The sequence below is a fragment of the Pseudomonas sp. TZ252 genome (assembly GCF_056110345.1).
Map to the genome: position 1 here is coordinate 3,773,693 of NZ_CM148566.1, position 26,121 is coordinate 3,799,813.

The following is a 26,121-nucleotide window of genomic DNA, read 5'->3' on the forward strand; positions in this document are numbered from 1 at the left end:
TCGGTCAGCGTCGCAGTTCGGCGACGAAGTCGTAGTAGTCGTTGCGGCAGTAGGTGTCGGTCAGCTCGATCGGGGTGTTGTCCTCGAGGTAGCCGATCCGGGTCATCAGCAGCATCGCGGTGCCCGGCGCGATGCCGACCAGCGCGGCATCGGACGCGGAGGCGTTGATCGCGCGCACGTGCTGGAGGGCGCGGACCACTGGGCGACCGATGCCGTCCAGGTATTCGTAGAGGGAATCGCCGACCGCTGTCGGGTCCGGCAGCAGGCGCGCCGGCAGGGTGCTGTTCTCGATCGCCATCACTGTGCCGTCGGCCTTGCGCAGGCGCTTCATGCGCGTGACCTTCTCGGTCGGCGAGAGGCCGAGGCGGATCAGTTCGTCGTGGGTGGGCAGGGCGATGCCGCGCTCCAGCCAGGTGGAGCCGGGGGTGAAGCCTTTCAGGCGGAGCATCTCGCTGAAGCTGGAGAGACGCGACAACGGTTGTTCGAGACGCGGCGTAATGAAGGTGCCGGAGCCCTGGTTGCGGCGGATCAGGCCCTGCTCGAAGAGTACTTCGAGGGCCTTGCGCGCGGTGACGCGGGAAATGTTCAGGGTTTCGCTGAGGTTGCGTTCGGAGGGCAGCGCTTCCTCCGCTTTCCACTGGCCGGCATGGATCGCGCTCTCGAGATTGCGCGCCAGCTGCAGATAGAGGGGGGTGGGTTGCGCCTCGTCGGGACGCAGGGCCAGGAGCAGGTCGTGGGCTGTCTTCATGAGAGGTTCCGATGCGGATTGTGTTGTTGTCGCCCGGTAATGCTGGGAAAACTAATACCACTTGAATACCACGTCAATGCCAGTTGTGCGTCGCGCACGCGTCAGCCAGCCGTCCCGTCGATTGACTCGGCCTGAGTAAGGGATGCAAGGGTTTGACGGATAAAAGAAAACGCCGCCGGAAAATCTCGCGGCGGCGTTCCTGGCGTGGCTGACGGCTGACGAGTGGTATCAGCCTGGTTCTGTCAGGGGCGGATCTCGATCAGCGTGCCGTCTTTCACCACGCTCCAGACTTCGCGCATGTCGGTGTTGTTCATGGCGATACAGCCATTGGTCCAGTCCAGGGTGGAGAAGTACCACTCCGGGTATTCGTCATCCAGCGGGGTGCCGTGGATCATGATCATGCCACCGGCCGGCAGGCCCTTTTCCCGGGCCTTGGCCACGTCGCGGGCGTTGGGGTAGGAAATGTGCATGGAGAGGTTGTAGTTGTTGCTGGTCTTGCGCCAGTCGATCCAGTAGAAGCCTTCCGGGGTGCGGTTGTCGCCTTCGGCCAGCTTCGGGCCGGTCGGGCGCTTGCCCAGCGAGACACGGTAGCTTTTCAGGACGTTGCCTTTGTTGAGGAGCAGCAGTTTTCGCTCGGACTTGAGCACCAGGACCTTGTCCACCTTGCCTTCCAGGCTCGGCGCGGCATTGGCCTGGGTCAGACTGGCGAAGGTCAAGCACAGCAAAGCAAGCAACCAGCGCATGGAAGTGAAATCCCCGATGTTCCCTTGAGCCGCAACGGCGGCGGTGTTCGAGTGTTTGGCGTTCAGTCTTTCTTATAGGAAGCCAGCATAGGTGCAATGGCTTCGTTGCGCACCGGGAAGCAGCCTTCGCGGCGGTCGCTGAAGTAGCATTCTAAGGTACGGCCGATGGTCGGAAAAGCCAGCTCCGACCAGGGAATCTCCGCTTCGTCGAAAAGCCGCACCTCCAGGCTTTCATCGCCGGCGGAGAAATCCAGGTCGAGCAGCTCGGCGCGGAAGAACAGGTAGACCTGGCTGATGTGCGGCAGGTCGAAAAGGGTATAGAGCTGCAGGTCGCCGATCCGCGCGTTGGCTTCTTCCTCTGTCTCGCGGGCCGCCGCCTGGGCGAGGGTCTCGCCGTTCTCCATGAAGCCGGCCGGCAGCGTCCAGTAGCCCAGGCGCGGCGCAATGGCGCGACGGCAGAGCAGGACCTGGCCGTCCCACACCGGCAGGCTGCCGGCGACGATACGCGGGTTCTGGTAGTGCACGGTGTGGCAGGCGTCGCAGACGTAGCGCAGGCGGTTGTCGCCGTCCGGGATGCGCTGGACCACCGTGGCGCCGCACAGGCTGCAGAATTTCATGCCAGGTTCTTCTTCGGGGAAAGGCCTATCTTGCTCGGCTGGCCGGGAGGCGACAAGGCCCCGTGCGGGAGGGGTGGGCTGGCCGGGGCTTTCGTGCCATGATCTCGGGGAAACGACAAGACCTCGGAAACCCCGGCAGTATGAACTGCACGCTCGACCAGCTGCGCCAACGCATCGAGGCGCACCGCCCCCGCCAACTGGATACCGACCAGCGCTTCCCCCAAGCGGCCGTGCTGGTGCCCATCACCCGCAGCGACGATCCGGAGCTGGTGCTGACCCTGCGCGCCGCCGGTTTGTCCACCCATGGCGGCGAGGTCGCCTTCCCCGGCGGGCGGCGCGACCCGGAAGACGCCGACCTGGTGCGCACCGCCCTGCGCGAGGCGGAGGAGGAGATCGCCTTGCCGCCGGGCCTGGTGGAAGTGGTCGGGCCGCTGAGCACCCTGGTCTCGCGGCATGGCATCGAGGTCACTCCCTATGTCGCCTTCATTCCCGACTTCGTCGAGTACCAGCCCAACGACGGCGAGATCGCCGCGGTGTTCAACGTGCCGCTGAGTTTCTTTCGCGACGACCCGCGCGAGGTCACCCACCGCATCGACTACTTCGGCCGCAGCTGGTACGTGCCCAGCTATCGCTTCGGCGAGTTCAAGATCTGGGGCCTGACGGCCATCATGGTGGTGGAGCTGGTCAACCTGCTGTACGACGACCCCATCGACCTGCACACGCCGCCGGCTTCGTTCATCAAACTGAGTTGACCGACGGGGCGCAGACCCCGGCCATGAGGAGATCGCGATGAAATACCGCCTGGGCGATGCCCGCGTCGAAACCCATCCCGACAGCTGGATCGCGCCCAGCGCAGCGGTGATCGGCAAGGTTCGCCTGGATGCCGGCGCCAGCGTCTGGTTTGGCGCGGTGCTGCGCGGCGACAACGAGCTGATCCATATCGGCGAGCACAGCAACGTCCAGGACGGCTCGGTGATGCACACCGACATGGGCTATCCGCTGACCCTCGGCAAGGGCGTCACCGTCGGCCACAACGCCATGCTGCATGGTTGCAGCGTGGGCGACTACAGCCTGGTGGGGATCAACGCGGTGATCCTCAATGGGGCGAAGATCGGCAAGTACTGCATCATCGGCGCCAACGCGCTGATTCCCGAGGGCAAGGAGATTCCCGACGGCTCGCTGGTGATGGGCTCGCCGGGCAAGGTAGTGCGCGAGCTGAGCGAGCCGCAGAAGAAGATGCTCGAGGCCAGCGCCGCCCACTATGTGCACAATGCCCGCCGTTACGCCCGCGACCTCGTCGAGGACCCGGCGTGAACGAGCGACCGGTGGCTTCGCCCTGCGTGCATGTCTGCGCGCTGGACGAGCAGGACATCTGCATCGGCTGCCAGCGCACGGCGGCCGAGATCACCCGCTGGGGCCTGATGAGCAACGACGAGCGCCGCGAGGTGCTCGGTCGCTGTTTCGAGCGCGCCAAGGCGCAAGGGCTGGTCAGCGGTTCCGCCTGAAGCGGATTCCGTTTTCTTTCATTTCCGAGGTTCTTCCATGACCCGTATCGGTACCCCCCTGTCGCCGAGCGCGACCCGCGTCCTTCTCTGTGGCTCCGGCGAGCTGGGCAAGGAAGTCGCCATCGAGCTGCAACGCCTGGGTTGCGAAGTGATCGCCGTCGATCGCTATGGCAACGCGCCGGCCATGCAGGTGGCACATCGCAGCCACGTGATCAGCATGCTCGACGGCGCCGCCCTGCGCGCGGTGATCGAGCAGGAGAAGCCGCACTACATCGTGCCCGAGATCGAGGCCATCGCCACCGCGACCCTGGTCGAGCTGGAAGCCGAAGGCTACACCGTGGTGCCCACCGCCCGCGCCGCGCAACTGACCATGAACCGCGAGGGTATCCGCCGGCTGGCTGCCGAGGAGCTCGGCTTGCCGACCTCGCCCTATCACTTCGCCGATACCTTCGAGGACTACCGCCGTGGCGTCGAGCGCGTCGGCTACCCCTGCGTGGTGAAGCCGATCATGAGTTCGTCGGGCAAGGGCCAGAGCGTCCTGAAAGGCCCCGACGACCTGCAGGCGGCCTGGGACTATGCCCAGGAAGGCGGGCGCGCCGGCAAGGGCCGGGTGATCGTCGAGGGCTTCATCGATTTCGACTACGAAATCACCCTGCTCACCGTGCGCCACGTCGACGGCACCACTTTCTGCGCGCCGATCGGTCACCGCCAGGTCAAGGGCGACTACCACGAGTCCTGGCAGCCGCAGGCGATGAGCGCGCAGGCCCTGGCCGAGTCCGAGCGGGTCGCCCGGGCAGTGACCGAGGCCCTCGGCGGACGCGGGCTGTTCGGCGTCGAACTGTTCGTCAAGGGCGACCAGGTGTGGTTCAGCGAGGTGTCGCCGCGTCCGCACGATACCGGCCTGGTGACCCTGATTTCCCAGGATCTTTCCGAGTTCGCGCTGCACGCGCGGGCGATCCTCGGCCTGCCGATCCCGGTGATCCGCCAGCTCGGCCCGTCGGCCTCGGCGGTGATCCTGGTGGAAGGCAAGTCCCGGCAGGTCGCTTTCGCCAACCTCGGCGCCGCGCTGAGCGAGGCGGATACGGCGCTACGCCTGTTCGGCAAGCCGGAAGTGGATGGCCAGCGGCGGATGGGCGTGGCCCTGGCGCGCGACGAGTCGATCGACGCCGCCCGCGCCAAGGCGACCCGGGCCGCCCAGGCGGTTCGCGTCGAACTCTGAGATGCGCCGGCTGGCAACGCTGGCCTGGTGGGCGGCGGCTCTGCCGTTGCTGCCGCTGGCGGTGCCGCTGGCTATCCGCACCCGCCGCCGAGCCTTGCGCCTGGCGCCCGCGGCGGGACCTCGCGAAGGGCTGGTCGGTGGGGCCGGTGCCGAAGAGCCGCTGCGCTTGCTGTTGTTCGGTGAGTCGACAGTGGCCGGGGTCGGCGCCAGTTGCCTGGACTACGCCCTGGCCGGCCGCCTGGCCGCGGCGCTGGGCGAGCGTCTGCGCCGCCCGGTGGCCTGGCAGGCGCTGGGCGAGAACGGCATCACCAGCGGCGAGGCGCGCGAACGCCTGCTACCGCAGGTGGCGGGACGTTTCTTCGACCAGGTGATCCTGGTCTTCGGCGTCAATGACACCACCAGCCTGCGCTCCCTCGAACGCTGGCGCGCCGACTGCGCGGCCCTGATCGACGGCTTCCAGGCGGCCGGCGCGCAGGTGACTTGCACCGCGGTGCCGCCGCTGCGGCATTTTTCCGCCTTGCCCGGGTTGCTGCGGGCCCTGCTGGGGTGGCGCGGGCGGCTGCTCGACGAGGCGCTGCGCGATCTCGCTGGCGCGACCGGCGCCGGCTACTGCCCGATCTCGCTGGACCTGCTTCCGGGCTACCTGGCCATCGACGGCTTTCATCCGTCGCAGCTGGGCTACCAGGTCTGGGCCGGGGCCCTCGCCGACTGGTTGGCGGCGAGGGAGAAGGGCGGCGTCGCGGTAGCCTGAGCGAGACTCAGGACACTGCGCCGAGGTCGTTGTCGCGGGTTTCCTTCAGGCACAGCACCGCCAGCAGGCTGAGCAGCGCCGCTGCGGAGACGTAGCCGCCGACCCAGCCCAGGCCGCCGATGCCGACCAGCTTCTGGGCGATATAGGGCGCCACCGAGGCGCCGAGAATGCCGCCCAGGTTGTAGGCCGCCGACGCGCCGGTGTAGCGCACGTGGGTGGGGAATATTTCCGGCAGCAGCGCGCCCATCGGGGCGAAGGTGACCCCCATCAGGAACAGCTCGATGCAGAGGAACAGGGCGACGCTGAACGTCGAGCCCTGGCTGAGCAGCGGCTCCATGGCGAAGCCGGAGGCGATCGCCGCCAGGCTGCCGAGCAGCAGTACCGGCTTGCGTCCGAAGCGGTCGCTGAGCCAGGCCGACAGCGGCGTGGCGGCGGCCATGAAGAGCACCGCGAGGCACAGCAGACCAAGGAACTCCTCGCGGCTGAAGCCGAGGCTGGCCACCCCGTAGCTCAGCGAGAACACCGTGGAGATATAGAACAGCGCATAACACACCACCATCGCCAGGGCGCCGAGCAGGGTCGGCCGCCAGTGCTGGGCGAACAGCTCGGCGATCGGCAGGCGGACCCTCTCGTGCTTGGCCATGGCCTTGGCGAACACCGGGGTTTCCGCCAGCTTCAGGCGTACGTAGAGGCCGACCACAACCAGCGCCGCGCTGAGCAGGAACGGGATCCGCCAGCCCCACTCACGGAACTGCTCCTCGCTGAGCAGCATCGCCAGGGCCAGGAACAGGCCGTTGGCGGCGAGGAAGCCGATCGACGGGCCGAGCTGGGGAAACATGCCGAACCAGGCGCGCTTGCCGGCCGGCGCGTTCTCCGTGGCCAGCAGCGCGGCGCCGCCCCACTCGCCGCCGAGGCCGAGGCCCTGGCCGAAGCGCAGCACGCAGAGCAGCAACGGCGCCCAGTAGCCGATGCTGTCGTAGCCGGGGAGGACGCCGATCAGGGTGGTGGACACCCCCATCAGCAGCAGCGAGGCGACCAGGGTTGACTTGCGCCCGATGCGGTCGCCGAAGTGGCCGAACAGCGCCGAGCCCAGCGGACGGGCGAGGAAGGCGATGCCGAAGGTGAGGAAGGCGCTGAGCATCTGCGCGGTGCCGGATGTCTGCGGGAAGAATACCGGACCGATCACCAGGGCGGCGGCAGTGGCATAGACGTAGAAATCGTAGAACTCGATGGCGGTGCCGATGAAGCTGGCGACTGCGACCCGGGTGGTCGAGTTGGCCGGTTCCGGAGCGGCGTCGGCGGCGAGGGTGGCGGCGGTCATGGTGGGAAGGTCCCTGGCAGTCGGGGCACGACGGAGTGCTTCCGTGCGGCCGGATGGTTATGGCCAGTGCGCCGATGCGGCGGCGCGGCGCCCGGGTGGGGCGGACGAGATCGGTCGCGCAGGGAGGATGGGGCTGCGCGCCGTGCGCCGGCTGGTACCGTCGGCATCGGGGCCGGGCGGGCAGGCGGGACTGGCGGGTGACTGGCCGGGGCTCGGGCTGCGGGTAGCGGCGGAACCGGCGGCAGGGCTGGATAAGCTGGGGTCGATTATAGAGCGCCGCGGGGCCGGTTCGGCAATCCCGGATCAGACGCTGGCGTCGCTTTCGACCAGCGGGGTCAGCGCGCGGGGATGCCAGGCGCGCACGCTTTTCACACGGTTTTCCGCCGACTGCTGGATTTCCAGGCAGTAGGGGCCGATGCGCAGGCACACCGCGCAATCGGGGATCTGCTCCAGGGCTTCGGTGACCAGGCCGTTGAGGGTCTTCGGGCCGTCGCAGGGCAATTGCCAGCCAAGCGACTTGTTCAGCTCGCGCAGGTTGGCGCTGCCGTCGATGACGAAGCTGCCGTCCTCCTGGGCCTGGATATCCGGGTTGTCGAGGCTGTCGAGGTCGTTGAAGTCGCCGACGATCTCTTCGAGGATGTCCTCCAGCGTGACGATGCCGATCACCTCGCCATATTCGTCGACCACCACGCCGATACGGCGCTTCTCCTTCTGGAAGTTCACCAACTGGGTCGACAGCGGCGTGCTTTCCGGCACGAAATACGGCTCCATGCAGGCCTGGCGGAGATTCTCCTTGGTCAGGCGGCCCTGGGTCAGCAGGCGCGCGATCTGGCGCATGTGCACGACCCCTTCGATCTGGTTGACGTCGTCGCGGTAGACCGGCAGGCGGGTGTGGCTGGTGGTGCGCAACTGCTCGACGATGACCTCGAGTTCGTCGTCGAGGTCGATGCCTTCGATTTCGTTGCGCGGGATCATCAGGTCGTTGACCGTGACCTTCTCCAGGTCCAGCAGGCCGAGCAGCATGTCATGTCGGTTGACCTCGCTGGCCTGGGGGTTGTCGGCCGGATGCAGGGCCTCTTCGTCGCGGCTGCGTCCGCTGTCGTCCTGTTCCGCCGCGGCGACGCCGAGCAGGCGCAGCAGCGCGTTGCTCAGCAGGGTCAGTAGCCACAGCAGGGGCCAGCACAGGCGCTGCAGGATCAGGAGCGGCAGGCTGAGCGGCAGGGCGACGCGTTCCGAGCGAAGGGCGCCGTAGCGGCGCGGCAGCAGGGCGCCGAACAGCAGCAGGAGCAGGGTCATGCCGGGGATGGCGACGGCCAGGCCGATGACGCCCCAGTGGCGCAGCGCGGCCCAACTGGCCAGGGCGGCGGCGCTGACGTTGACCAGGGTGCGGCCGAACAACAGGGTGCCGCGCAGGCGGTCGTCGTGCAGCAGCAGCCAACTGCTGCGCCGGGCCCCGCGCAGGCCTTGCTTGGCCTGCAGGCGCAGGCGGTAACGGTCGAGGTTGAGCAGGGCGGTCTCGACGCAGGAGAAGAACGCCGAGCAGGCGACCAAGAGAACCAGCAGGCCGACCAGGTACCCGGGGTGCAGCTCATCCATGAAGGAGGCCCATCAGATGTGCAGGATGAATTCCCGCACCAGCTTGCTGCCGAAGTACGCCAACATCAACAGGCAGAAACCGGCCAGGGTCCAGCGGATCGCCTTGTGGCCCCGCCAGCCGAGCTGGTGGCGACCCCAGAGGAGCACGGCGAAGACCACCCAGGCGAAGCAGGACAGGATGGTCTTGTGCGCCAGGTGCTGGGCGAACAGGTTGTCGACGAACAGCCATCCGGACAGCAGCGACAGCGAAAGCAGCGACCAGCCGCCCCAGAGGAAGCCGAACAGCAGGCTTTCCATGGTTTGCAGGGGCGGGAAGTTGCGGATCAGCCCGGACGGATGCTTGTGCTTGAGGCGGTAGTCCTGGAGCAGCAGCAAGAGCGCCTGGAACACCGCGATGGTGAGCAGGCCGTAGGCCAGGATCGAGAGCAGGATGTGGGCCAGGATGCCCGGCTGTTCGTTGATCGGCTCGACGGTGCCGTGGGGGATGAGTACCGCCAGCAGGGTGGTGAGGGCGCCCAGCGGGAATAGAAGGAGGAGCAGGTTCTCCACCGGTATCCGCAAGGTCGCCAGCAGGGTCAGGAGAATTACCGCGGCGGCGATCAGGCTGGCGGCGTTGAAGAAGTCCAGCACCAGGCCGGCCGGGGTCAGCAATTGCTGGTAGAGGCTGAAGGCGTGGGCGACCAGTGCCAGGAGTCCGAACAGGAGCAGCAGGGGTTTGCCCGGCGCGGTGCGCTTGGACACACAGGCACCCTGGTAGGCGGCGGTGCCGAGATAGAGAACAGCAGCGATGAGGCTGGGCAGCAGGGGATGCATAAGTCCTTGTAATCGCGGGCCCGAAAGGAAGGGAGTTTGGCATAGATCGAGCGTCGCGAGAAAGCCGTTGCGAACAGTTCTCTCGTACCTGTGGCCGGGTTGGCGGGCCGCCTGCCGCGGGCGCCGCGACCTCCTGGCCCGGCAGTCGCTTCGGCAAAGACGGAACGCATCGGCAAATCAAGGACTTGAGGCTGGCCTCCGGTCGTCGCCGGACACACACTCCGTCTTTCATCGCGTGTCCCGCGACGCGCTCTTGGTTATAATCCGCCGCTTGCCGCAACCCCCGTGGAAGGATCGCGCATGTTCGAAAACCTTACAGACCGCCTCTCGCAGACGCTTCGCCATGTCACCGGCAAGGCCAAGCTGACCGAGGACAACATCAAGGACACTCTGCGCGAAGTGCGCATGGCCCTGCTCGAGGCCGACGTGGCCCTGCCGGTGGTCAAGGACTTCGTCAACAAGGTCAAGGAGCGCGCCGTCGGCACCGAGGTCTCGAAGAGCCTGACCCCGGGACAGGCGTTCGTGAAGATCGTCCGCGCCGAACTCGAGGAGTTGATGGGGGCGGCCAACGAGGACCTGGCGCTGAGCGTCGCGCCGCCGGCGGTGATCCTGATGGCCGGCCTGCAGGGCGCGGGCAAGACCACCACCGCGGGCAAGCTGGCGCGCTTCCTTAAGGAACGCAAGAAGAAGTCGGTGATGGTGGTTTCCGCCGACGTCTACCGTCCCGCCGCGATCAAGCAGCTGGAAACCCTGGCGGGCGAGGTCGGCGTAACCTTCTTCCCTTCCGACGTCAGCCAGAAGCCGGTGGCCATCGCCGAGGCGGCGATCCGCGAGGCGAGGCTGAAGTTCATCGACGTGGTGATCGTCGATACCGCAGGCCGCCTGCACATCGATGCCGACATGATGGACGAGATCAAGCAGGTGCACGCGGCGATCAAGCCGGCGGAAACCCTGTTCGTGGTCGATGCCATGACCGGCCAGGACGCCGCCAACACCGCCAAGGCCTTCAATGACGCCTTGCCGCTGACCGGCGTGGTCCTGACCAAGGTCGACGGCGACGCGCGTGGCGGTGCCGCGCTCTCGGTGCGGGCCATCACCGGCAAGCCGATCAAGTTCCTCGGCATGGGCGAGAAGAGCGAAGCGCTCGATCCGTTCCATCCCGACCGCGTGGCCTCGCGCATCCTCGGCATGGGCGACGTGCTCAGCCTGATCGAACAGGCCGAGCAGAACCTCGACCGCGACAAGGCCGAGAAGCTGGCGAAGAAGATCAAGAAGGGCAAGGGCTTCGACCTGGAAGACTTCCGCGACCAGTTGCAACAGATGAAGAACATGGGCGGCCTCGGCGGGCTCATGGACAAGCTGCCGATGCTCGGCGGGGTCAACCTGGCGCAGATGGGCAATGCCCAGGGTGCTGCGGAGAAACAGTTCAAGCAGATGGAGGCGATCATCAACTCGATGACGCCCGGCGAACGGCGCGATCCGGAAATGATCAGCGGCTCGCGCAAGCGCCGCATCGCCCTTGGCTCCGGTACCCAGGTGCAGGACGTCGGCCGGCTGATCAAGCAGCACAAGCAGATGCAGAAGATGATGAAGAAGGTCACCGCCAAGGGCGGCATGGCCAAGATGATGCGAGGCATGGGCAGCATGTTCCCGGGGGGCATGCCCAAGCTTTGATCGGACGCGCGGCCGCTGGCCACGCCGACGGTTTCGCGCCGTCGGCCGGCGGGCGGACCGTGTGCTTCCCGCGCTCTCCGCGCCGGCCGATGGGTGGCCGAAAAAGAGATTTGCAAATTCCCCGATAATCCTTAGAATATGCGGCCTTTCGGGCCGTGGGCCCAGCGTGCATTCATTTTGCAAGCACCGACTACAGGAACGAAGTTCACATGGTAACCATCCGTCTTGCTCGTGGCGGCTCCAAAAAGCGCCCCTTCTACCACCTGACCGTGACCAACAGCCGCAATGCGCGCGATGGTCGCTTCGTCGAGCGCATCGGTTTCTTCAACCCGGTTGCGACTGGTGGCGAAGTGCGTCTGTCCGTCGACCAGGAGCGTGCTACCTACTGGCTCGGCCAGGGTGCACAGCCGTCTGAGCGCGTTGCTCAGCTGCTCAAGGACGCTGCCAAGGCAAACGCCTAAGCCGTCATGAGTGAAATGCCGACACCCGCCGACGACCTGGTCGTGATCGGCAAGATCGTTTCGGTGTACGGCATCCGCGGTGAGGTGAAGGTGTATTCCTTTACCGACCCGTTGGACAACCTGCTGGACTATCGCCGCTGGACGCTCCGGCGCGACGGCGAGATTCGGCAGGCCGAGCTGGTCAGGGGGCGCCTGCATGGCAAGGTCCTGGCCGCCAAGCTCAAGGGGCTCGACGATCGCGAAGAGGCCCGCACCTTCACCGGTTACGAGATCTGCATCCCGCGTAGCGAGTTGCCCTCTCTCGAGGAAGGTGAGTACTACTGGCACCAGCTGGAAGGCCTGAAGGTGATCGACCAGGGCGGGCAGTTGCTCGGCGTGATCGACCATCTGCTGGAAACCGGTGCCAACGATGTCATGGTGGTCAAGCCCTGCGCGGGCAGCCTGGACGACCGCGAGCGCCTGTTGCCCTACACCGGGCAGTGCGTGCTGTCGATCGACCTGGCCGCTGGCGAGATGCGGGTGGACTGGGACGCGGACTTCTGATCATCCATGGACAAGCGTTTGTGGGTGGGCGTCGTCAGCATCTTTCCGGAGATGTTCCGCGCGATCAGTGACTATGGCATCACCAGCCGTGCGGTAAAGCAGGGGTTGCTCACGCTGACCTGCTGGAATCCACGGGACTACACCGAGGACCGCCACCAGACGGTGGACGACCGGCCCTTCGGCGGTGGCCCTGGCATGGTGATGAAGATCAAGCCTCTGGAGGGCGCGCTGGCGGATGCAAGGCAAGCCGCCGGGGGCAGGAAGGCGAAGGTGATCTACCTTTCGCCGCAAGGCCGCCAGCTGACGCAGGCGGGCGTACGCGAACTGGCCGAAGAGGAAGCGTTGATCCTCATCGCCGGGCGCTACGAAGGCATCGACGAGCGCTTCATCGAAGAGCACGTCGATGAAGAATGGTCGATCGGCGATTATGTCCTGTCCGGCGGTGAGTTGCCGGCCATGGTGCTGGTCGATGCAGTGACGCGGTTGCTGCCCGGTGCATTGGGTCATGCAGATTCCGCCGAGGAGGACTCCTTCACGGATGGCCTGCTCGACTGCCCGCACTACACCCGACCCGAGGTGTACGCGGACAAACGTGTTCCTGAAGTGTTGCTCAGTGGCAACCATGAACACATCCGGCGTTGGCGTTTGCAGCAGGCCCTTGGGCGGACCTGGGAACGACGCGCCGATCTTCTGGATAGCCGCTCGCTTTCTGGAGAAGAGCAGAAGCTGCTGGCGGAATACATCCGTCAGCGGGACGATAGTTAACGTATCGATGGCTGGCCGATTGCCGGTCTTAGGAGCACAGCATGACCAACAAGATCATTCAGCAGATCGAAGCTGAACAGATGAACAAAGAGATCCCGGCGTTCGCCCCCGGCGACACCGTGATCGTCCAGGTCAAGGTGAAGGAAGGCGACCGTCAGCGTCTGCAGGCCTTCGAAGGCGTCGTCATCGCCAAGCGCAACCGTGGCCTGAACAGCGCCTTCACCGTGCGCAAGATCTCCAACGGCGTGGGCGTGGAACGTACCTTCCAGACCTACAGCCCGATCGTCGACAGCCTGAGCGTCAAGCGTCGCGGCGACGTGCGCAAGGCCAAGCTGTACTACCTCCGCGCCCTGTCCGGCAAGGCCGCGCGCATCAAGGAAAAACTGGTCTAATCCGGTTCTTCTCCGAGAAAAGCAGCCCGAGGGCTGCTTTTTTCATGTCTGGCGTTCGCCTTTCCGGCGGCGCTTCCTACTGCCCACGGCAGCGCATAACCAGTACAACATCCGCGGCACCCAGGCAGCCACTCCATCCGGTATTCGTGGCATGACCCCCAGAGAGCAAGAAATCCTGCGTCGCACCGAGCTTTCCGAAACCCGTGTGACCAAGGCGGTATTCCCGCCCACCACCAATCACCACAACACCCTGTTCGGCGGGACTGCGCTGGCCTGGATGGACGAGGTCTCGTTCATCACCGCGACCCGTTTCTGCCGCCTGCCGCTGGTGACCGTCTCCACCGATCGCATCGACTTCAACCACCCGATCCCGGCGGGCTCGATCGTCGAACTGGTCGGCCGGGTGGTCAAGGTCGGCAACACCAGCCTCAAGGTGGAGGTCGAGGTGTACCTGGAAAGCATGTACGCCGACGGTCGCGAGAAGGCCATACACGGCCTGTTCAGCTTCGTCGCCATCGACGACGAAAAGCGGCCGGTTCCGGTCCTGCCGGGGTTCCCGGCCAGCCAGGCGGCTTGAGCCAGGCGGAAAGAAGGCACTCACGGGTGCCTTTTCCATATCCCCGGACGATTCGGCCCTGGGTTGGGATCAGGGCCGCAGGCTGATCTTCAGGGAAGCCTGGGACAGGTCGATCTGTTGCAGGCTGACACTGCCGAACGTCTGCTCGCGCGGCGCGCCGGCAATGCGGATATTGTCGAAGCGCACCTCGCCGATACTGCTCGGCAGGCGCAGGTTGACCGAGCCGTCGGGGTTGAGCGTGCTTTGCGTCTTGCCGGTTTCGTAGCGAACGTCGCTCATCGAGGTTTCCGCCTCCAGGCTGTCGAGCACCGGCATCACCAGCTTCGCCAGTTGCTTCACCGCGGCCAGGCCGTCGCCGCCCTCGGCCTTCAGGAACAGGCCCTCGAGGCTTTCGTTGAGGCCCTGGGCGTTGACGTTGCTCATCTCGACGTCGGTCAGCGGACGCAGGTTCTTCGGCAATTCCTGGCGGCTCATGGCCGCTGGCGGCTGCATGCGCTGGATGTCGGCGCTGGCCATCTGGAACGGACTGAGCAGGGCGGCGACCAGGGTCGCGGCCAGGCGCAGGTTGGTCTGCTTCTTCAGCGCCTTCTTCAGTTGCCGTTCGCTCAGCAGGCCCTGCTCGATCAGGGTTTCGCCCAGGCGCTTGTGGTTGCTCAACTGCGCCTGGATCGCGGCGTCCAGTTGGGCGGCGCTAATCAGCCCCTTGTTGATCAGGATCTGGCCCAGGCGGGAATGTTGTTGATTGGACATGGTCATGGCCTGATGAAAAAAGAGGATGATGGCTAGATGCAATCATCCTCTTCGTGGGCTTCGTTTGTCACCCAACCTTGGATAGGGTGACGACGGTCTTTCGTCGGTTCGTTGAAGTCTAGTCGGCGATTTCCGTGGCCTGCGACTTGCTGACTGACGGTTCCGCCTCGATCAGCGACAGCAGCGTCCAGCCGGTGCCCGGCGCCAGCGTGGACTGTGGCGTGGCGACGTGCATCCTGCCGTTCGGATCGCGGGCGAACAGCAGGATCGCGGACTCGCCGTGCAGCGCCTGGTAGTCGTTCCAGCCGAAGGTGTCGGTGAGCAGGGTGGTGCGGATTTCGGCGCCGCGCGACAGCAGGCTGGCGAACTGCGCGTAGGTCAGCGGTCGCTGGCCAAGTGGGCGGCCACGGTGTTCGTCGCTGGAGCGGTGCTTGTCGGTACGCTTGGCTTCCTGGCTGGTCGGCAGGCCGAACAGCTGGCGATGGCCGAACTCGTGGCGGAAGCGCATGGCCGCCAGGGTATTCAGCTCGCCGGCTGGAGAAACCCCCAGCAAGTGCCCGATGCCGACCAGGTCGAGGTGGGCTTCGGCGTGCTGCGAGGTGGGATTGCCGAAATAGGTGGGCAGGTTGTCCATGCGGGCGGCGCGGATGTTTTCCCAGCTCGAATCAGTCAGCAGCACGCGGCTGCCGAGGCTCTTCAGGGCCTTGCCGATGGCGCGCCCGACCGGATTGGCGCCGACGATCAGGTAGCCGCTGGGCGAGGGCTCGGCGACCTTCAGCAGGCGCGCCAGGGGGCGGGCGGTGGCGCTTTGCAGGACCACCGTGCCGATGATCACCAGAAAGGTCAGCGGCACCAGCAGCGCCGCCTGGGCATGGCCTTCGGCGCTCAGGCGGATGGCGAAGATCGCCGAGACCGCCGCGGCGACGATCCCGCGCGGGGCGATCCAGCTGAGCAGGGCGCGCTCGCGCCAGCTCAGCGGCGAACCCCAGGTCGACAGCGCCACGTTCAGCGGCCGGGCGACGAACTGGATCAGCAGCAGCACCAGCAGCGCCGCCGGGCCCAGGCCGAGCAGGGCATTGATGTCCAGGCGCGCGGCCAGGAGGATGAACAGGCCGGAAATCAGCAGGACGCTGAGGTTTTCCTTGAAGTGCAGGATCTGCCGTACGTCGACGCCCTTCATGTTGGCCAGGCCCATTCCCATCAGGGTGACGGCGAGCAGTCCGGATTCGTGCATCACCCGGTTCGAGGCGATGAATACGCCCAGCACCGCGGCCAGCGTCGCCAGGTTGTGCAGGTAGTCCGGCAGCCAGTGGCGGCGCAGGACGATGCCCAGCGCCCAGCCGCCGAGGATGCCGAACAGGCTGCCGCAGAGGATCACTCCACCGAAGGTCTGCAGGCTGTGTAGCCAGCCATCGCCTTCGCCGCTGGAGATGATGAAGCTGTACACCACTACCGCCAGCAGGGCGCCGATGGGATCGATGACGATGCCTTCCCAGCGCAGGATGTTCGCCACCGCGACCTTGGGCCGGACCACCCGCAGCATCGGAACGATCACCGTGGGCCCGGTGACCAGGGTCAGGGTGCCGAACAGCAGGGCCATTTCCCAGCTGAAGTCGAGCAGGTAGTGGGCGGCCAGGGCGATCACGCCCCAGGTCGAGAGCGCGCCGATGGTCACCATTCGGTGCACCACGGTGCCGATTTCCTTCCATTCGCTGAAATGCAGGGTCAGGCTGCCCTCGAAGAGGATCAGCGCCACTGCCAGGGATACCAGTGGGAACAGCAGGGGGCCGAACATCTCGTCCGGATCGAGCCAGCCGAGTAGCGGGCCGGCGACGATCCCGGATAGCAGCAGGAAAAGAATGGCTGGCAGGCGCAGGCGCCAGGCCAGCCATTGACTGAGCAGGGCGGCGGCACCGATGCCGCCGAGGGCGAGCAGGATAGCGTTCTGGTCCATCGAGGATTCCTTGTCAGCGTCGCTCCGCTCGTCCTGAGCCGGGGCGAACCATCGAGCCACATGGCTCCGCTTTTTCCCGCGGGCACGGGAAGCCGGCCGACCTCCTGTCGACCGGCCTGACTAACCATTACGTGGCGATGACGGCCAACGCTCGCGATAGCGCCCAGGCTATGAAAGACTAGCCGCGCTTTCATTTGGTTCGCAGCCTTCATCCATGAGTACCCTCGAACATCCCCTGATCGACCGTTTCCTCGATGCCCTGTGGCTGGAAAAAGGCCTTGCCGACAACACCCGCGAGTCTTATCGCAACGACCTCCAGCAGTTCAACGCCTGGCTCGATGGTCGCGGGCTGCGCCTGGAGGGCATCGGCCGCGACGCGATCCTCGATCACCTGGCCTGGCGCCTGGAGCAGGGCTACAAGGCCCGCTCGACCGCGCGCTTCCTCTCCGGCCTGCGTGGCTTCTATCGCTATTGCCTGCGCGACGGCCTGATCGCCGAGGATCCCACCTTGCAGGTGGACCTGCCGCAACTGGGCAAGCCGTTGCCGAAATCCCTCTCCGAAGCGGACGTCGAGGCATTGCTGGCGGCGCCGGAAGTCGACGACCCGCTGGGCCTGCGCGATCGCACCATGCTCGAAGTGCTGTATGCCTGCGGCCTGCGGGTCAGCGAACTGGTCGGCCTGACCCTGGAGCAGGTCAACCTGCGCCAGGGCGTGGTCAAGGTGTTCGGCAAGGGCAGCAAGGAGCGCCTGGTGCCGCTCGGCGAGGAAGCCATCGGCTGGCTCGAACGCTACCTGCGCGAGGCCCGCGGCGACCTGCTCGGCGGGCGGCCCAGCGACGTGCTGTTCCCCAGCCTGCGCGGCGAACAGATGACCCGCCAGACCTTCTGGCATCGCATCAAGCATCACGCGCAGGTGGCGGCGATCGGCACGTCGATTTCGCCGCACACCCTGCGCCACGCCTTCGCCACCCACCTGCTCAACCATGGCGCCGACCTGCGGGTGGTGCAGATGCTGCTCGGCCACAGCGACCTGTCGACCACCCAGATCTATACCCATATCGCCCGGGCCCGCCTCCAGGATCTGCACGCACGCCACCACCCGCGAGGCTGACGCTTTGTCCGAAAAATCCGTACCTACCCGAAAAGAGGCGCTTTCGTAGCGTTCTGCGACAAGCGTCGGGCCCGTCGGGATAGCGGTCTATGGTAGGCTTCGCCGACCGCACGACAGGAGTGACACATGCGCGTGACCCGTTTTCTGGCTGCTGCCGCCCTCGGCCTGATGAGTACCCTGGCCCTGGCAGACAATGCCGATCAGAACATCCGCAAGACCCTGCAGGCCCTGCAACCGGACCTGCCCATCGACTCCATCGCCAGCAGCCCGCTGCAGGGGCTCTACCAGGTGCAGCTGAAGGGCGGCCGGGTGCTCTACGCCAGCGCCGACGGCCAGTTCGTCATGCAGGGCTACCTCTACCAGGTGAAGGACGGCAAGCCGGTCAACCTGACCGAGAAGGCCGAGAGCCAGGCGATCGCCAAGGCGATCAACGGCGTGCCCGCCAGCGAGATGGTGGTGTATCCGGCCAAGGGCCAGGCCAAGGCGCACATCACGGTGTTCACCGATACCACCTGCCCGTACTGCCAGAAGCTGCATGCCGAGGTGCCGGACCTGACCGAGCAGGGGATCGAGGTGCGCTACATGGCGTTCCCGCGCCAGGGGCTGCAGTCGGCGGGCGACAAGCAACTGCAGGCGGTCTGGTGTGCGAAGGAGCCGACCAAGGCGATGGACGCCATGATGAACGGCAAGGAGATCAAGTCTTCCGAGTGCAAGAACCCGGTCGACAAGCAGTTCCAGATGGGCCAGATGGTCGGGGTGCAGGGAACGCCGGCGATCGTCCTTGCCAACGGCCAGTTGCTCCCCGGCTACCAGCCGGCCAAGCAGTTGGCCAAGCTGGCGCTGGAGGCCAAATAGCGCCGGGTCTGCCGAACAATTGACTAATAAAGAGCCGCTTCGTAATGTGCGGCTCTTTTGTTTTCATCATTGGCGATTTCCGCCGCCCGCTGGCGGAATCCATCGCCAGGATGTGTCGTGGCCCGTACAGTGGTCGCGTCAACCTCGATTCGCTCGGGGAACCATAGCAGGCCGGCGCGTCCGGCCGTCGTAGGTGAGATGGGGAGTTCCAGCGTGAAACCGGTCAAAGTAGGCATCTGTGGGTTGGGGACCGTCGGTGGCGGTACCTTCAATGTACTCAAACGCAACGCCGAGGAGATTGCCCGCCGTGCCGGGCGCGGTATCGAGGTTGCGCAGATCGCCGCCCGCCGGCCGAACCCGAAGTGCGATACCGGTGCGACCCCCATCACCGCCGATATCTTCGACGTAGCGTGCAATCCCGAGATCGACGTGGTCGTCGAGTTGATCGGCGGCTACACCCTGGCCCACGAGCTGGTGCTCAAGGCCATCGAGAACGGCAAGCACGTGGTCACCGCGAACAAGGCGCTGATCGCCGTGCACGGCAACGAGATCTTCGCCAAGGCCCGCGAGAAGGGCGTGATCGTCGCCTTCGAGGCCGCTGTCGCCGGCGGCATCCCGGTGATCAAGGCGATCCGCGAGGGGCTGTCGGCCAACCGCATCAACTGGCTGGCCGGGATCATCAACGGTACCGGCAACTTCATCCTCAGCGAAATGCGCGAGAAGGGCCGTACCTTCCCCGACGTGCTCGCCGAGGCCCAGGCCCTGGGCTATGCCGAGGCCGACCCGACCTTCGACGTGGAAGGCATCGACGCCGCCCACAAGCTGACCATCCTCGCCTCGATCGCCTTCGGCATTCCGCTGCAGTTCGACAAGGCCTACACCGAAGGCATCTCGAAACTGACCAGCGCCGACGTCAACTACGCCGACGCCCTCGGCTATCGCATCAAGCACCTGGGCGTGGCGCGTCGCACCGAGAGCGGCTTCGAGCTGCGCGTGCACCCGACCCTGATTCCCTCGGATCGCCTGATCGCCAACGTCAACGGCGTGATGAACGCGGTGATGGTCAACGGCGACGCCGTCGGCTCGACCCTCTACTACGGCGCCGGTGCCGGAATGGAGCCGACCGCTTCCTCGGTGGTGGCCGACCTCGTCGACGTGGTCCGCGCCATGACCTCCGATCCGGAGAACCGCGTACCGCACCTGGCGTTCCAGCCGGACGCGCTGTCCGACCACCCGATCCTGCCGATCGAAGCCTGCGAAAGCGCCTACTACCTGCGCATCCAGGCCAAGGACCACCCGGGCGTACTGGCCCAGGTGGCCACCATCCTGTCCGAGCGCGGCATCAACATCGAATCGATCATGCAGAAGGAGGCCGAGGAACAGGACGGCCTGGTGCCGATGATCCTGGTTACCCACCGGGTCATCGAACAACGCATCAACGATGCCATCGCCGCCCTGGAAGCGCTGGAAGGCGTGTCCGGGCCGGTGGTCCGCATCCGTGTCGAACAACTGAATTGATCGAACGCCGGGCGCCGCTCGCGGGCCCGCGTCAACAGCGAAGGTTTTGAACATGCGTTACATCAGCACCCGCGGCCAAGCGCCCGCCCTGAACTTCGAAGATGTCCTCCTCGCCGGCCTGGCCAGCGACGGCGGCCTCTACGTCCCGGAAAACCTGCCACGCTTCACCCTCGAGGAGATCGCCTCCTGGGTCGGCCTGCCCTACCACGAGCTGGCCTTCCGGGTGATGCGCCCGTTCGTCGCCGGCAGCATCGCCGATGCCGACTTCAAGAAGATCCTCGAGGAAACCTATGGCGTCTTCGCCCATGACGCAGTGGCGCCGCTGCGCCAGTTGAACGGCAACGAATGGGTGCTGGAGCTGTTCCACGGCCCGACCCTGGCCTTCAAGGACTTCGCCCTGCAACTGCTCGGCCGCCTGCTCGACCATGTGCTGGCCAAGCGCGGCGAGCGCGTGGTGATCATGGGGGCCACCTCCGGCGATACCGGCTCCGCGGCCATCGAAGGCTGCCGCCGTTGCGACAACGTCGACATCTTCATCATGCACCCGCACAACCGCGTGTCCGAGGTGCAGCGCCGGCAGATGACCACCATCCTCGGCGACAACATCCACAACATCGCCATCGAAGGCAACTTCGACGACTGCCAGGAGATGGTCAAGGCCAGCTTCGCCGACCAGGGCTTCCTCAAGGGTACCCGCCTGGTAGCGGTGAACTCGATCAACTGGGCGCGGATCATGGCCCAGATCGTCTACTACTTCCATGCCGCGCTGCAGCTCGGCGCGCCGCATCGCTCGGTGGCGTTCTCGGTGCCGACCGGCAACTTCGGCGACATCTTCGCCGGCTACCTGGCGCGCAACATGGGCCTGCCGGTCAGCCAGCTGATCGTCGCGACCAACCGCAACGACATCCTGCACCGCTTCATGAGCGGTAATCGCTACGACAAGGACACCCTGCATCCCTCGCTGTCGCCGTCGATGGATATCATGGTCTCGTCCAACTTCGAACGCCTGCTGTTCGACCTGCACGGCCGCAACGGCAAGGCCGTCGCCGAACTGCTGGATGCCTTCAAGGCCAGCGGCAAGCTGTCGGTGGAAGACCAGCGCTGGACCGAGGCGCGCAAGCTGTTCGACTCCCTGGCGGTCAGCGACGAGCAGACCTGCGAGACCATCGCCGAGGTATACCGCTCCAGTGGCGAGTTGCTCGACCCGCACACCGCCATTGGCGTGCGTGCCGCCCGCGAATGCCGGCGCAGCCTGAGCGTGCCGATGGTGACCCTGGGTACTGCGCATCCGGTCAAGTTCCCCGAAGCGGTGGAGAAGGCCGGCATCGGCCAGGCACCGGCGCTGCCTGCGCACCTCGCCGACCTGTTCGAGCGCGAGGAGCGCTGCACCGTATTGCCGAACGAGCTGGCCAAGGTACAGGCCTTCGTCAGCCAGCACGGCAATCGCGGCAAGCCGCTCTGAGCCTGTCGTGAAAGGAAGAAGCCCGCCTTGATGGCGGGCTTTTTCATGTCTTCTCAAAGGGCAGCGGCGAGTTTGTTGCGCGAGGGGCGGAGCAGCCTCAGTGGATCGTTGAACTGGATGTCGCTGGCCAGCTTGTAGTAGCGCCCGACGAAATAGTCGCGGGCCTGGGCATCGTTCTTTCCCTGGTACAGCACCCAGGCGACGCTGATGCCGGCGAACTCGTTGTACTCGATCTGTCGCAGCGGGCTGAAGTGGGTCGCCGTGGTGGCCGTGGCGCCCCAGGCGGGCACGTCGCGGATCAACGGGCCCTGCCAGAGGATCGGCCAACTGAGCGGCGGCACGACCACATCGGCCAGTCCGGTCAGCAGCAGGGTCGGGGTCTTTACCGTGGAACCGATGGCCAGGGGGCCTGGCTCGATCGGCAGGGCGCCGACCAGCTTCAACCGTGGCTCGATGAATTGCAGGGCTTGGGCAGAGAGGCTGGCGCTCTGCAGTGTGGCCTGGCCGCCGGCGGAGTGCCCGGCGACCAGCGTCCGGGAAAAGTCGGCCCGGTCATGCAGGGCCGAGCTCGGGTCCCTGTCCAGTTTCGCGACCTCAAGGATGCCGAGGGCGTGCATCAGCGGGAAGGAATTGATGAAGTCGGAGGAGATCACCACGATGAAGCCGTGGCTGGCCCACAGTTTCATCAGTTCGTGATAGTTGCCGGCGTTGGAAAGTATGCCGCCGACGAAAGTGATGACCGGAAGCTTGGCGTCGGACGCGGCGATGTCCGCCGGATAGTAGACGCTGGTACTGATCGGGCTGGCGAAGCCATAGGGAAAAGCCTCGTTGCAGCGGATCGAGCCGTCCAGCAGGACGATCCTGGCGATGGTCCCGACGAAGCCACGACAATCGGCGAGCACGGCGGTGCTGGCGATCTCGGTGTCGGCGACCGGACGCGCGTACTGGTCGTTGGCCAGGCCCACGGCGCCGAACAGCAGCGAGCCCTGTGCCGTGCCGGCGGCGAATGCCAGCGCGAGGATGAAGGCGCGCCAGGCGCCGCGGGGGGATGCGAAGGCAGTCATGAGATCCTCGCTGTTCGATGCGCAGGGGGAAGTCTCGTTGTTACTGCCTGACGGACGCGCCGGATACTGCAATTTCAAGCAGGTGAAGGTGTTGCGCGAGGGTGGGATGGTTGGAGTTTTTCCCGGTGCTTCCCTTATAGCGGGCTGATCGTTGCGTTGGCCTGGTTCGGCTCGAATGGCTATTTGCGCCGGCACGTGGCCTTTCGCCAGATGCTGCCGTTAGTCCGGTAAATGCTTGCATCGACGAACCCTATTCGCGTTTTTTCGGTCTTTGACGAGTCTTATTCGTCGAAACAGGAGACCTGATTTGGACAGCCTGAAGCAACGACTGGCCGATGCCTTCGCTCCCCATCCCTTCACCCTCAGCCAGCCCCGGCCCGATGGCGGACGGGTGGTCACGCTGGTCGATCCGCAGGGGGAAACCCTGTTGCAGCGGGTCATCGCCAAGGTGCAGTTGAACGACGAAAGCTATCTCGAGGATGCCGTGCAGACCATTCGCCGGGAATTGCAGGTGCTGGTCGGGCGGATGGAGGAAGACGTGCTGGCGACCTTCCGCGAGCGGGATCACGTGCTGCTGTATTCGTCGCGCTAGCACCGTCTCGTTCGAGGGCGCGTTGCGCATCGGGCGGTCAGGCCGAAGGCGCGCGCCGGTGCAGCGGCTCTTGCCGGATGGCGCCATGCTCGTGGAAGCGTGCGGATAACCCCCTCTCCCTGGCTGGATAGGGGAGAGGGGCCGCCCTGTCCGCGGAGCACCGATGAAGGGCTCCGCGTACCGTTCAGATGGCGCCTTCCCGGCGCAGGGCGGCGATGCCCTCGCTGTCGTAGCCCAGCTCGGCGAGCAGGGCATCGGTATGCTCGCCCAGTTCCGGGCCTACCCAATCCGCCGAGCCTGGCGTGGCGGACAGCTTGGGCACGATGCCAGGCATGCGGAATGGCTTGCCGTCCGGCAAGCGTGCCGAGAGGAACATCTCGCGGGCAAGGAATTGCGGATCGCGGAACATGTCTTCGGCGGAGTAGATGCGGCTGGCCGGGACTTCGGCTCGCGCCAGCACCGCCAGCACTTCCTCCAGGGACTGCGAGGCGACCCAGCGGTCGATAACCCCATAGAGTTCGTCGCGGCGCGCATCGCGCCCGTCGTTGCTGGCCAGTTGCGGGTCGCTGGCCAGGTCGTCGCGGCCGATGGCCTGCATGAAGCGGCGGAAGATCGCGTCGCCGTTGGCGCCGATCTGTACGTGGCGGCCATCGGCGCTGGTGTGGATGGAGGAGGGGGTGATGCCCGGCATGATGTTGCCGGTGCGCTCGCGGATGAAACCGAACACGTCGAATTCCGGAACCATGCTTTCCATCATGGCGAAGATCGCCTCGTAGAGGGCGACGTCGACCATCTGTCCCTCGCCGCCGTTGACCTCGCGGTGTCGCAGCGCCATCAGCGCGCCGATCACGCCCCACAGGGCGGCGATCGAGTCGCCGATGGAAATCCCGGTGCGAACCGGCGGGCGGTCCTCGAAGCCGGTAATGTAGCGCAGTCCGCCCATCGACTCGCCGACCGCGCCGAAGCCCGGCTGGTCCTTGTAGGGGCCGGTCTGGCCGAAGCCCGACAGGCGCACCATCACCAGGCGCGGGTTCAGCGCGTGGAGGACATCCCAGCCCAGGCCGAGCTTTTCCAGTACGCCGGGGCGGAAGTTCTCGATCAGGATGTCGGCATCGCCGAGCAGGCGTTTCAGGATCGCCTGGCCTTCGGCGTGCTTGAGATTGAGGGTCAGGGATTTCTTGTTGCGTGCCTGAACGAGCCACCACAGCGAGGTGCCTTCGTAGAGCTTGCGCCACTTGCGCAGTGGATCGCCGCCGTCGGGCGACTCGATCTTGATCACTTCGGCGCCGAACTCGGCGCAGATCCGCGAGGCGAAAGGGCCGGCGATCAGGGTGCCGAGCTCGACCACCTTCAGGCCGGCCAGCGGTTTGGGCGAATGTTCCATGCGGTGTCCGTCAGGCTGCAGTGTGCGCATAGCCTAGAGCATTTGCCGGCGGTGCGGGCGGGTGCCGCGGTAGGGTGAGACGTTTCCCGTTTTTTCCCGATATGCCCGGCGGTCCTTCAATTCCTTTTGCATAGAGGGTTTAATGCGGGAGTCGATACAGGATGTAGCGCGCCAGACACCGAGCCAGGGAGGCCCCTCGTGCCATTTCTTTCTCTCTTTCCTCCCCGTGTTTCTTTTCCATGCTCCGGCCGGCCCGGCGTAGATATGCGCGTGCGTTGGTTTTTATTACATGTGATCTGTTGAAATCTTACATGTGATCTCGTAGTGTGAGTCCATGCAACGGAAATCATCAGCCCATTATCAGCGTGTCTTTCGCCAGCGCCTGCGCGAGCAGGGCCTGGTGAAGAAGGAAGTCTGGATCTTGCCGGAGAACGCCGCGGCGCTCGCCGGCATCGAGCGGATGCTGCGTCGCCCGGCTGCCGGAGCGGCTCATTTGGAGAAGGAGGAAGACATGACGGAAGCCCGGGTATGGAACGCTCGCTCGCTGGCCGAGGCCCTGAGCGGCACCGAGCTGTTCAGCAGCGGCGAGGCCCAGATCGAGCTGATCGAGGGGGCGGAAGCGAGTCTCTACGTGATCATGCGCGAATACGGCGACCTGCCGGTGTTCGTCGCGCCCCAGGGCGAGCAGATCATCGTCGAGGCGCTGCTCTGGCCGGAAAGCGACGTTACCGACGCGACCGCCTTCAACGAAGAGGTCCTGCTCAGCCGGCAACTGTTCCCGCTGTCGAGCATCGGCCTGCTCAACCTGCCGGGCGAGGAGCGCTGCTACAGCATGTTCGGCGCGTTGAGCACGACTTCGTCGCTGGCCAGCGTGCTGCACGAAATCGAAACCCTGGCCGGCAACGTGATCCGCGCCACGGAAGTCTACGCCGGCTACCTGAAAGCCCGGGCCTGAGGGAGGACACCATCATGACGGTATGGAGCAAGCTGCTGAGCGCCCTGCGCGGCGGAGCCAACGAGGTTGGCGAGGCGATCGTCGACAGCCAGGCGCTGCGCATCCTCGACCAGGAGATCCGCGACGCCGACGTCGAACTGCGCAAGTCGCGGGAAGCGCTGGCCTCGATCATGGCCCGCCACCGCCTGGCCCAGGAGCGCGTCGAGAAGGGCGCGGCCCAGGTCGCCGAGTACGAGCAATACGCGATCAAGGCACTGGAGGCCGGCAACGAGGAGCTGGCCCGGGAGGTCGCGGAGAAGATCGCGACCCTGGAGAACCAGCTCGAGGGCGAGCGTGCCCAGGTCGCGGAATTCGCCGCCAGCGTAGCCCAGTTGCGCAAGTCGGTGAGCCAGGCCGAAGGCAACATCCGCCAACTCAAGCAACAGGTGGATACGGTCAAGGCCACCGAGAGCGTGCAGAAGGCGCAGATGGCCGTTGCCCAGCGCTACGGCAACTCGAAGAGCAAGCTGCAGACCGCGGTGGACTCCCTGGAGCGGATCAAGCAGCGCCAGGCCGAACGCGCGGCGACCATGGATGCCGCGGCCGAACTGGCCAGCGCGGCGGCGCCGGACGATGCGCTGGACGCCAAGCTGCGCGCGGCCGGGATCAAGGCCTCGGGCAACAGCGTGGATGGCGTGCTGGCGCGCCTGAAGGAAAAGGGCAAGGCCTGATAGGCCCGCGGCCCGGCGAAGGCGTCCGGGCCCGTTTTTCA

Annotated in this window: 28 protein-coding genes; 18 read left to right on the top strand and 10 right to left on the bottom strand. The window is 65.8% G+C overall.

All coding sequences use genetic code 11. The features are described from left to right. Nucleotides 1-4 precede the first annotated feature (4 nt). The 3 genes from ACYAF3_RS17480 to ACYAF3_RS17490 form a co-directional block, all read right to left on the bottom strand. Complete coding sequence (locus ACYAF3_RS17480; RefSeq protein ID WP_003117452.1) at nucleotides 5-748, bottom strand: GntR family transcriptional regulator; 744 nt, start codon at nucleotides 746-748, stop codon at nucleotides 5-7. Nucleotides 749-990: 242 nt separating this feature from the next. Beyond that, nucleotides 991-1,491: a L,D-transpeptidase family protein gene (locus ACYAF3_RS17485; protein WP_003092667.1), complete on the bottom strand. Its 501-nt coding sequence runs from the start codon at nucleotides 1,489-1,491 to the stop codon at nucleotides 991-993. 62 nt (nucleotides 1,492-1,553) lie between these two features. Continuing rightward, a complete protein-coding gene (locus tag ACYAF3_RS17490; protein ID WP_003092665.1) occupies nucleotides 1,554-2,108 on the bottom strand; it encodes an NUDIX hydrolase in 555 nt (184 codons plus the stop codon). Nucleotides 2,109-2,248: 140 nt separating this feature from the next. Here ACYAF3_RS17490 and ACYAF3_RS17495 point away from each other — a divergent pair, with 140 nt between their 5' ends. Genes ACYAF3_RS17495 through ACYAF3_RS17515 form a run of 5 tightly spaced genes read left to right on the top strand, consistent with a single transcriptional unit; the run spans nucleotide 2,249 to nucleotide 5,583 of the window. Next, nucleotides 2,249-2,860 (top strand): CoA pyrophosphatase, encoded by a 612-nt coding sequence (locus ACYAF3_RS17495; protein ID WP_031652511.1) that lies wholly within the window; start codon nucleotides 2,249-2,251, stop codon nucleotides 2,858-2,860. A 37-nt stretch (nucleotides 2,861-2,897) separates the two neighbouring features. Then, complete coding sequence (locus ACYAF3_RS17500; protein ID WP_003092662.1) at nucleotides 2,898-3,422, top strand: gamma carbonic anhydrase family protein; 525 nt, start codon at nucleotides 2,898-2,900, stop codon at nucleotides 3,420-3,422. Further along, nucleotides 3,419-3,613 (top strand): DUF1289 domain-containing protein, encoded by a 195-nt coding sequence (locus tag ACYAF3_RS17505; protein ID WP_003092660.1) that lies wholly within the window; start codon nucleotides 3,419-3,421, stop codon nucleotides 3,611-3,613. Before ACYAF3_RS17500 ends, ACYAF3_RS17505 begins: the two co-directional genes overlap by 4 nt. 37 nt (nucleotides 3,614-3,650) lie before the next feature. Beyond that, nucleotides 3,651-4,832 (top strand): formate-dependent phosphoribosylglycinamide formyltransferase, encoded by a 1,182-nt coding sequence (gene purT, locus ACYAF3_RS17510; protein ID WP_003092658.1) that lies wholly within the window; start codon nucleotides 3,651-3,653, stop codon nucleotides 4,830-4,832. A 1-nt stretch (nucleotide 4,833) separates the two neighbouring features. Beyond that, nucleotides 4,834-5,583, top strand: coding sequence for an SGNH/GDSL hydrolase family protein (locus tag ACYAF3_RS17515; RefSeq protein ID WP_059317220.1), 750 nt, complete (start codon nucleotides 4,834-4,836; stop codon nucleotides 5,581-5,583). A gap of 7 nt (nucleotides 5,584-5,590) precedes the next feature. Here the strand turns inward: ACYAF3_RS17515 and ACYAF3_RS17520 are convergent, their stop codons facing one another. The 3 genes from ACYAF3_RS17520 to ACYAF3_RS17530 all read right to left on the bottom strand — a co-directional run bounded on the left by ACYAF3_RS17520 (nucleotide 5,591) and on the right by ACYAF3_RS17530 (nucleotide 9,313). After that, on the bottom strand, nucleotides 5,591-6,904 hold the full coding sequence (locus ACYAF3_RS17520; RefSeq protein WP_003113829.1) for an MFS transporter: 1,314 nt from the start codon (nucleotides 6,902-6,904) through the stop codon (nucleotides 5,591-5,593). Nucleotides 6,905-7,207: 303 nt separating this feature from the next. Next, a complete protein-coding gene (locus ACYAF3_RS17525; protein ID WP_003111904.1) occupies nucleotides 7,208-8,500 on the bottom strand; it encodes an HlyC/CorC family transporter in 1,293 nt (430 codons plus the stop codon). 12 nt (nucleotides 8,501-8,512) lie between these two features. Continuing rightward, complete coding sequence (locus ACYAF3_RS17530) at nucleotides 8,513-9,313, bottom strand: cytochrome C assembly family protein (RefSeq protein ID WP_003092649.1); 801 nt, start codon at nucleotides 9,311-9,313, stop codon at nucleotides 8,513-8,515. A gap of 300 nt (nucleotides 9,314-9,613) precedes the next feature. Between ACYAF3_RS17530 and ffh the strand changes: the two genes are divergently transcribed. From ffh to ACYAF3_RS17560, 6 genes are all read left to right on the top strand, one after another. Next, nucleotides 9,614-10,987: a signal recognition particle protein gene (ffh, locus tag ACYAF3_RS17535; RefSeq protein WP_003092645.1), complete on the top strand. Its 1,374-nt coding sequence runs from the start codon at nucleotides 9,614-9,616 to the stop codon at nucleotides 10,985-10,987. 209 nt (nucleotides 10,988-11,196) lie between these two features. After that, nucleotides 11,197-11,448, top strand: a complete 252-nt coding sequence (rpsP, locus tag ACYAF3_RS17540; RefSeq protein ID WP_003092643.1) for a 30S ribosomal protein S16 — start codon at nucleotides 11,197-11,199, stop codon at nucleotides 11,446-11,448. Between the two features lie 15 nt (nucleotides 11,449-11,463). Continuing rightward, entirely contained in the window at nucleotides 11,464-11,991 is a 528-nt protein-coding gene (gene rimM / locus ACYAF3_RS17545; protein ID WP_003092640.1) for a ribosome maturation factor RimM, read from the top strand. A gap of 6 nt (nucleotides 11,992-11,997) precedes the next feature. Further along, on the top strand, nucleotides 11,998-12,756 hold the full coding sequence (gene trmD / locus ACYAF3_RS17550) for a tRNA (guanosine(37)-N1)-methyltransferase TrmD (RefSeq protein WP_003119312.1): 759 nt from the start codon (nucleotides 11,998-12,000) through the stop codon (nucleotides 12,754-12,756). 41 nt (nucleotides 12,757-12,797) lie between these two features. Continuing rightward, a complete protein-coding gene (rplS, locus tag ACYAF3_RS17555; protein WP_003092637.1) occupies nucleotides 12,798-13,148 on the top strand; it encodes a 50S ribosomal protein L19 in 351 nt (116 codons plus the stop codon). A gap of 151 nt (nucleotides 13,149-13,299) precedes the next feature. Continuing rightward, nucleotides 13,300-13,725, top strand: coding sequence for an acyl-CoA thioesterase (locus ACYAF3_RS17560; protein WP_003092635.1), 426 nt, complete (start codon nucleotides 13,300-13,302; stop codon nucleotides 13,723-13,725). Nucleotides 13,726-13,794: 69 nt separating this feature from the next. On the opposite strand, the gene ACYAF3_RS17565 is transcribed toward ACYAF3_RS17560, so the two are convergent. Together ACYAF3_RS17565 and ACYAF3_RS17570 are read right to left on the bottom strand one after the other, a co-directional pair. Continuing rightward, nucleotides 13,795-14,481 carry a hypothetical protein gene (locus tag ACYAF3_RS17565; protein WP_003092633.1) on the bottom strand — a complete coding sequence of 229 codons (687 nt, stop codon included), beginning with the start codon at nucleotides 14,479-14,481 and terminating at the stop codon, nucleotides 13,795-13,797. Nucleotides 14,482-14,593: 112 nt separating this feature from the next. Beyond that, nucleotides 14,594-16,429, bottom strand: coding sequence for a cation:proton antiporter (locus ACYAF3_RS17570; protein ID WP_121377840.1), 1,836 nt, complete (start codon nucleotides 16,427-16,429; stop codon nucleotides 14,594-14,596). Nucleotides 16,430-16,643: 214 nt separating this feature from the next. Here ACYAF3_RS17570 and xerD point away from each other — a divergent pair, with 214 nt between their 5' ends. The 4 genes from xerD (at nucleotide 16,644) to thrC (ending at nucleotide 21,375) form a co-directional block, all read left to right on the top strand. Continuing rightward, nucleotides 16,644-17,540: a site-specific tyrosine recombinase XerD gene (xerD, locus tag ACYAF3_RS17575; RefSeq protein WP_121377841.1), complete on the top strand. Its 897-nt coding sequence runs from the start codon at nucleotides 16,644-16,646 to the stop codon at nucleotides 17,538-17,540. Between the two features lie 126 nt (nucleotides 17,541-17,666). Further along, nucleotides 17,667-18,395 (top strand): bifunctional protein-disulfide isomerase/oxidoreductase DsbC, encoded by a 729-nt coding sequence (dsbC, locus tag ACYAF3_RS17580; RefSeq protein WP_121377842.1) that lies wholly within the window; start codon nucleotides 17,667-17,669, stop codon nucleotides 18,393-18,395. A gap of 213 nt (nucleotides 18,396-18,608) precedes the next feature. Next, nucleotides 18,609-19,913: a homoserine dehydrogenase gene (locus ACYAF3_RS17585; RefSeq protein WP_003100657.1), complete on the top strand. Its 1,305-nt coding sequence runs from the start codon at nucleotides 18,609-18,611 to the stop codon at nucleotides 19,911-19,913. 52 nt (nucleotides 19,914-19,965) lie between these two features. Beyond that, nucleotides 19,966-21,375 carry a threonine synthase gene (gene thrC, locus ACYAF3_RS17590; RefSeq protein WP_003113831.1) on the top strand — a complete coding sequence of 470 codons (1,410 nt, stop codon included), beginning with the start codon at nucleotides 19,966-19,968 and terminating at the stop codon, nucleotides 21,373-21,375. Between the two features lie 53 nt (nucleotides 21,376-21,428). On the opposite strand, the gene ACYAF3_RS17595 is transcribed toward thrC, so the two are convergent. Next, the gene (locus tag ACYAF3_RS17595; protein WP_128669560.1) at nucleotides 21,429-22,634 is read right to left on the bottom strand and encodes a poly(ethylene terephthalate) hydrolase family protein; all 1,206 of its coding nucleotides are present in this window, start codon (nucleotides 22,632-22,634) and stop codon (nucleotides 21,429-21,431) included. Nucleotides 22,635-22,746: 112 nt separating this feature from the next. Here ACYAF3_RS17595 and ACYAF3_RS17600 point away from each other — a divergent pair, with 112 nt between their 5' ends. Further along, entirely contained in the window at nucleotides 22,747-23,031 is a 285-nt protein-coding gene (locus tag ACYAF3_RS17600; protein WP_003092618.1) for a DUF3509 domain-containing protein, read from the top strand. Nucleotides 23,032-23,215: 184 nt separating this feature from the next. Here the strand turns inward: ACYAF3_RS17600 and ACYAF3_RS17605 are convergent, their stop codons facing one another. Beyond that, the gene (locus tag ACYAF3_RS17605) at nucleotides 23,216-24,445 is read right to left on the bottom strand and encodes a CaiB/BaiF CoA transferase family protein (protein ID WP_079759783.1); all 1,230 of its coding nucleotides are present in this window, start codon (nucleotides 24,443-24,445) and stop codon (nucleotides 23,216-23,218) included. A gap of 304 nt (nucleotides 24,446-24,749) precedes the next feature. On the opposite strand from ACYAF3_RS17605, the gene bacA reads away from it, so the two are divergent. Together bacA and ACYAF3_RS17615 are read left to right on the top strand one after the other, a co-directional pair. After that, nucleotides 24,750-25,370: a biofilm formation regulator BacA gene (bacA, locus tag ACYAF3_RS17610; RefSeq protein WP_003092612.1), complete on the top strand. Its 621-nt coding sequence runs from the start codon at nucleotides 24,750-24,752 to the stop codon at nucleotides 25,368-25,370. Between the two features lie 14 nt (nucleotides 25,371-25,384). Beyond that, nucleotides 25,385-26,080, top strand: coding sequence for a PspA/IM30 family protein (locus tag ACYAF3_RS17615; RefSeq protein WP_003092609.1), 696 nt, complete (start codon nucleotides 25,385-25,387; stop codon nucleotides 26,078-26,080). Nucleotides 26,081-26,121: the final 41 nt, after the last annotated feature.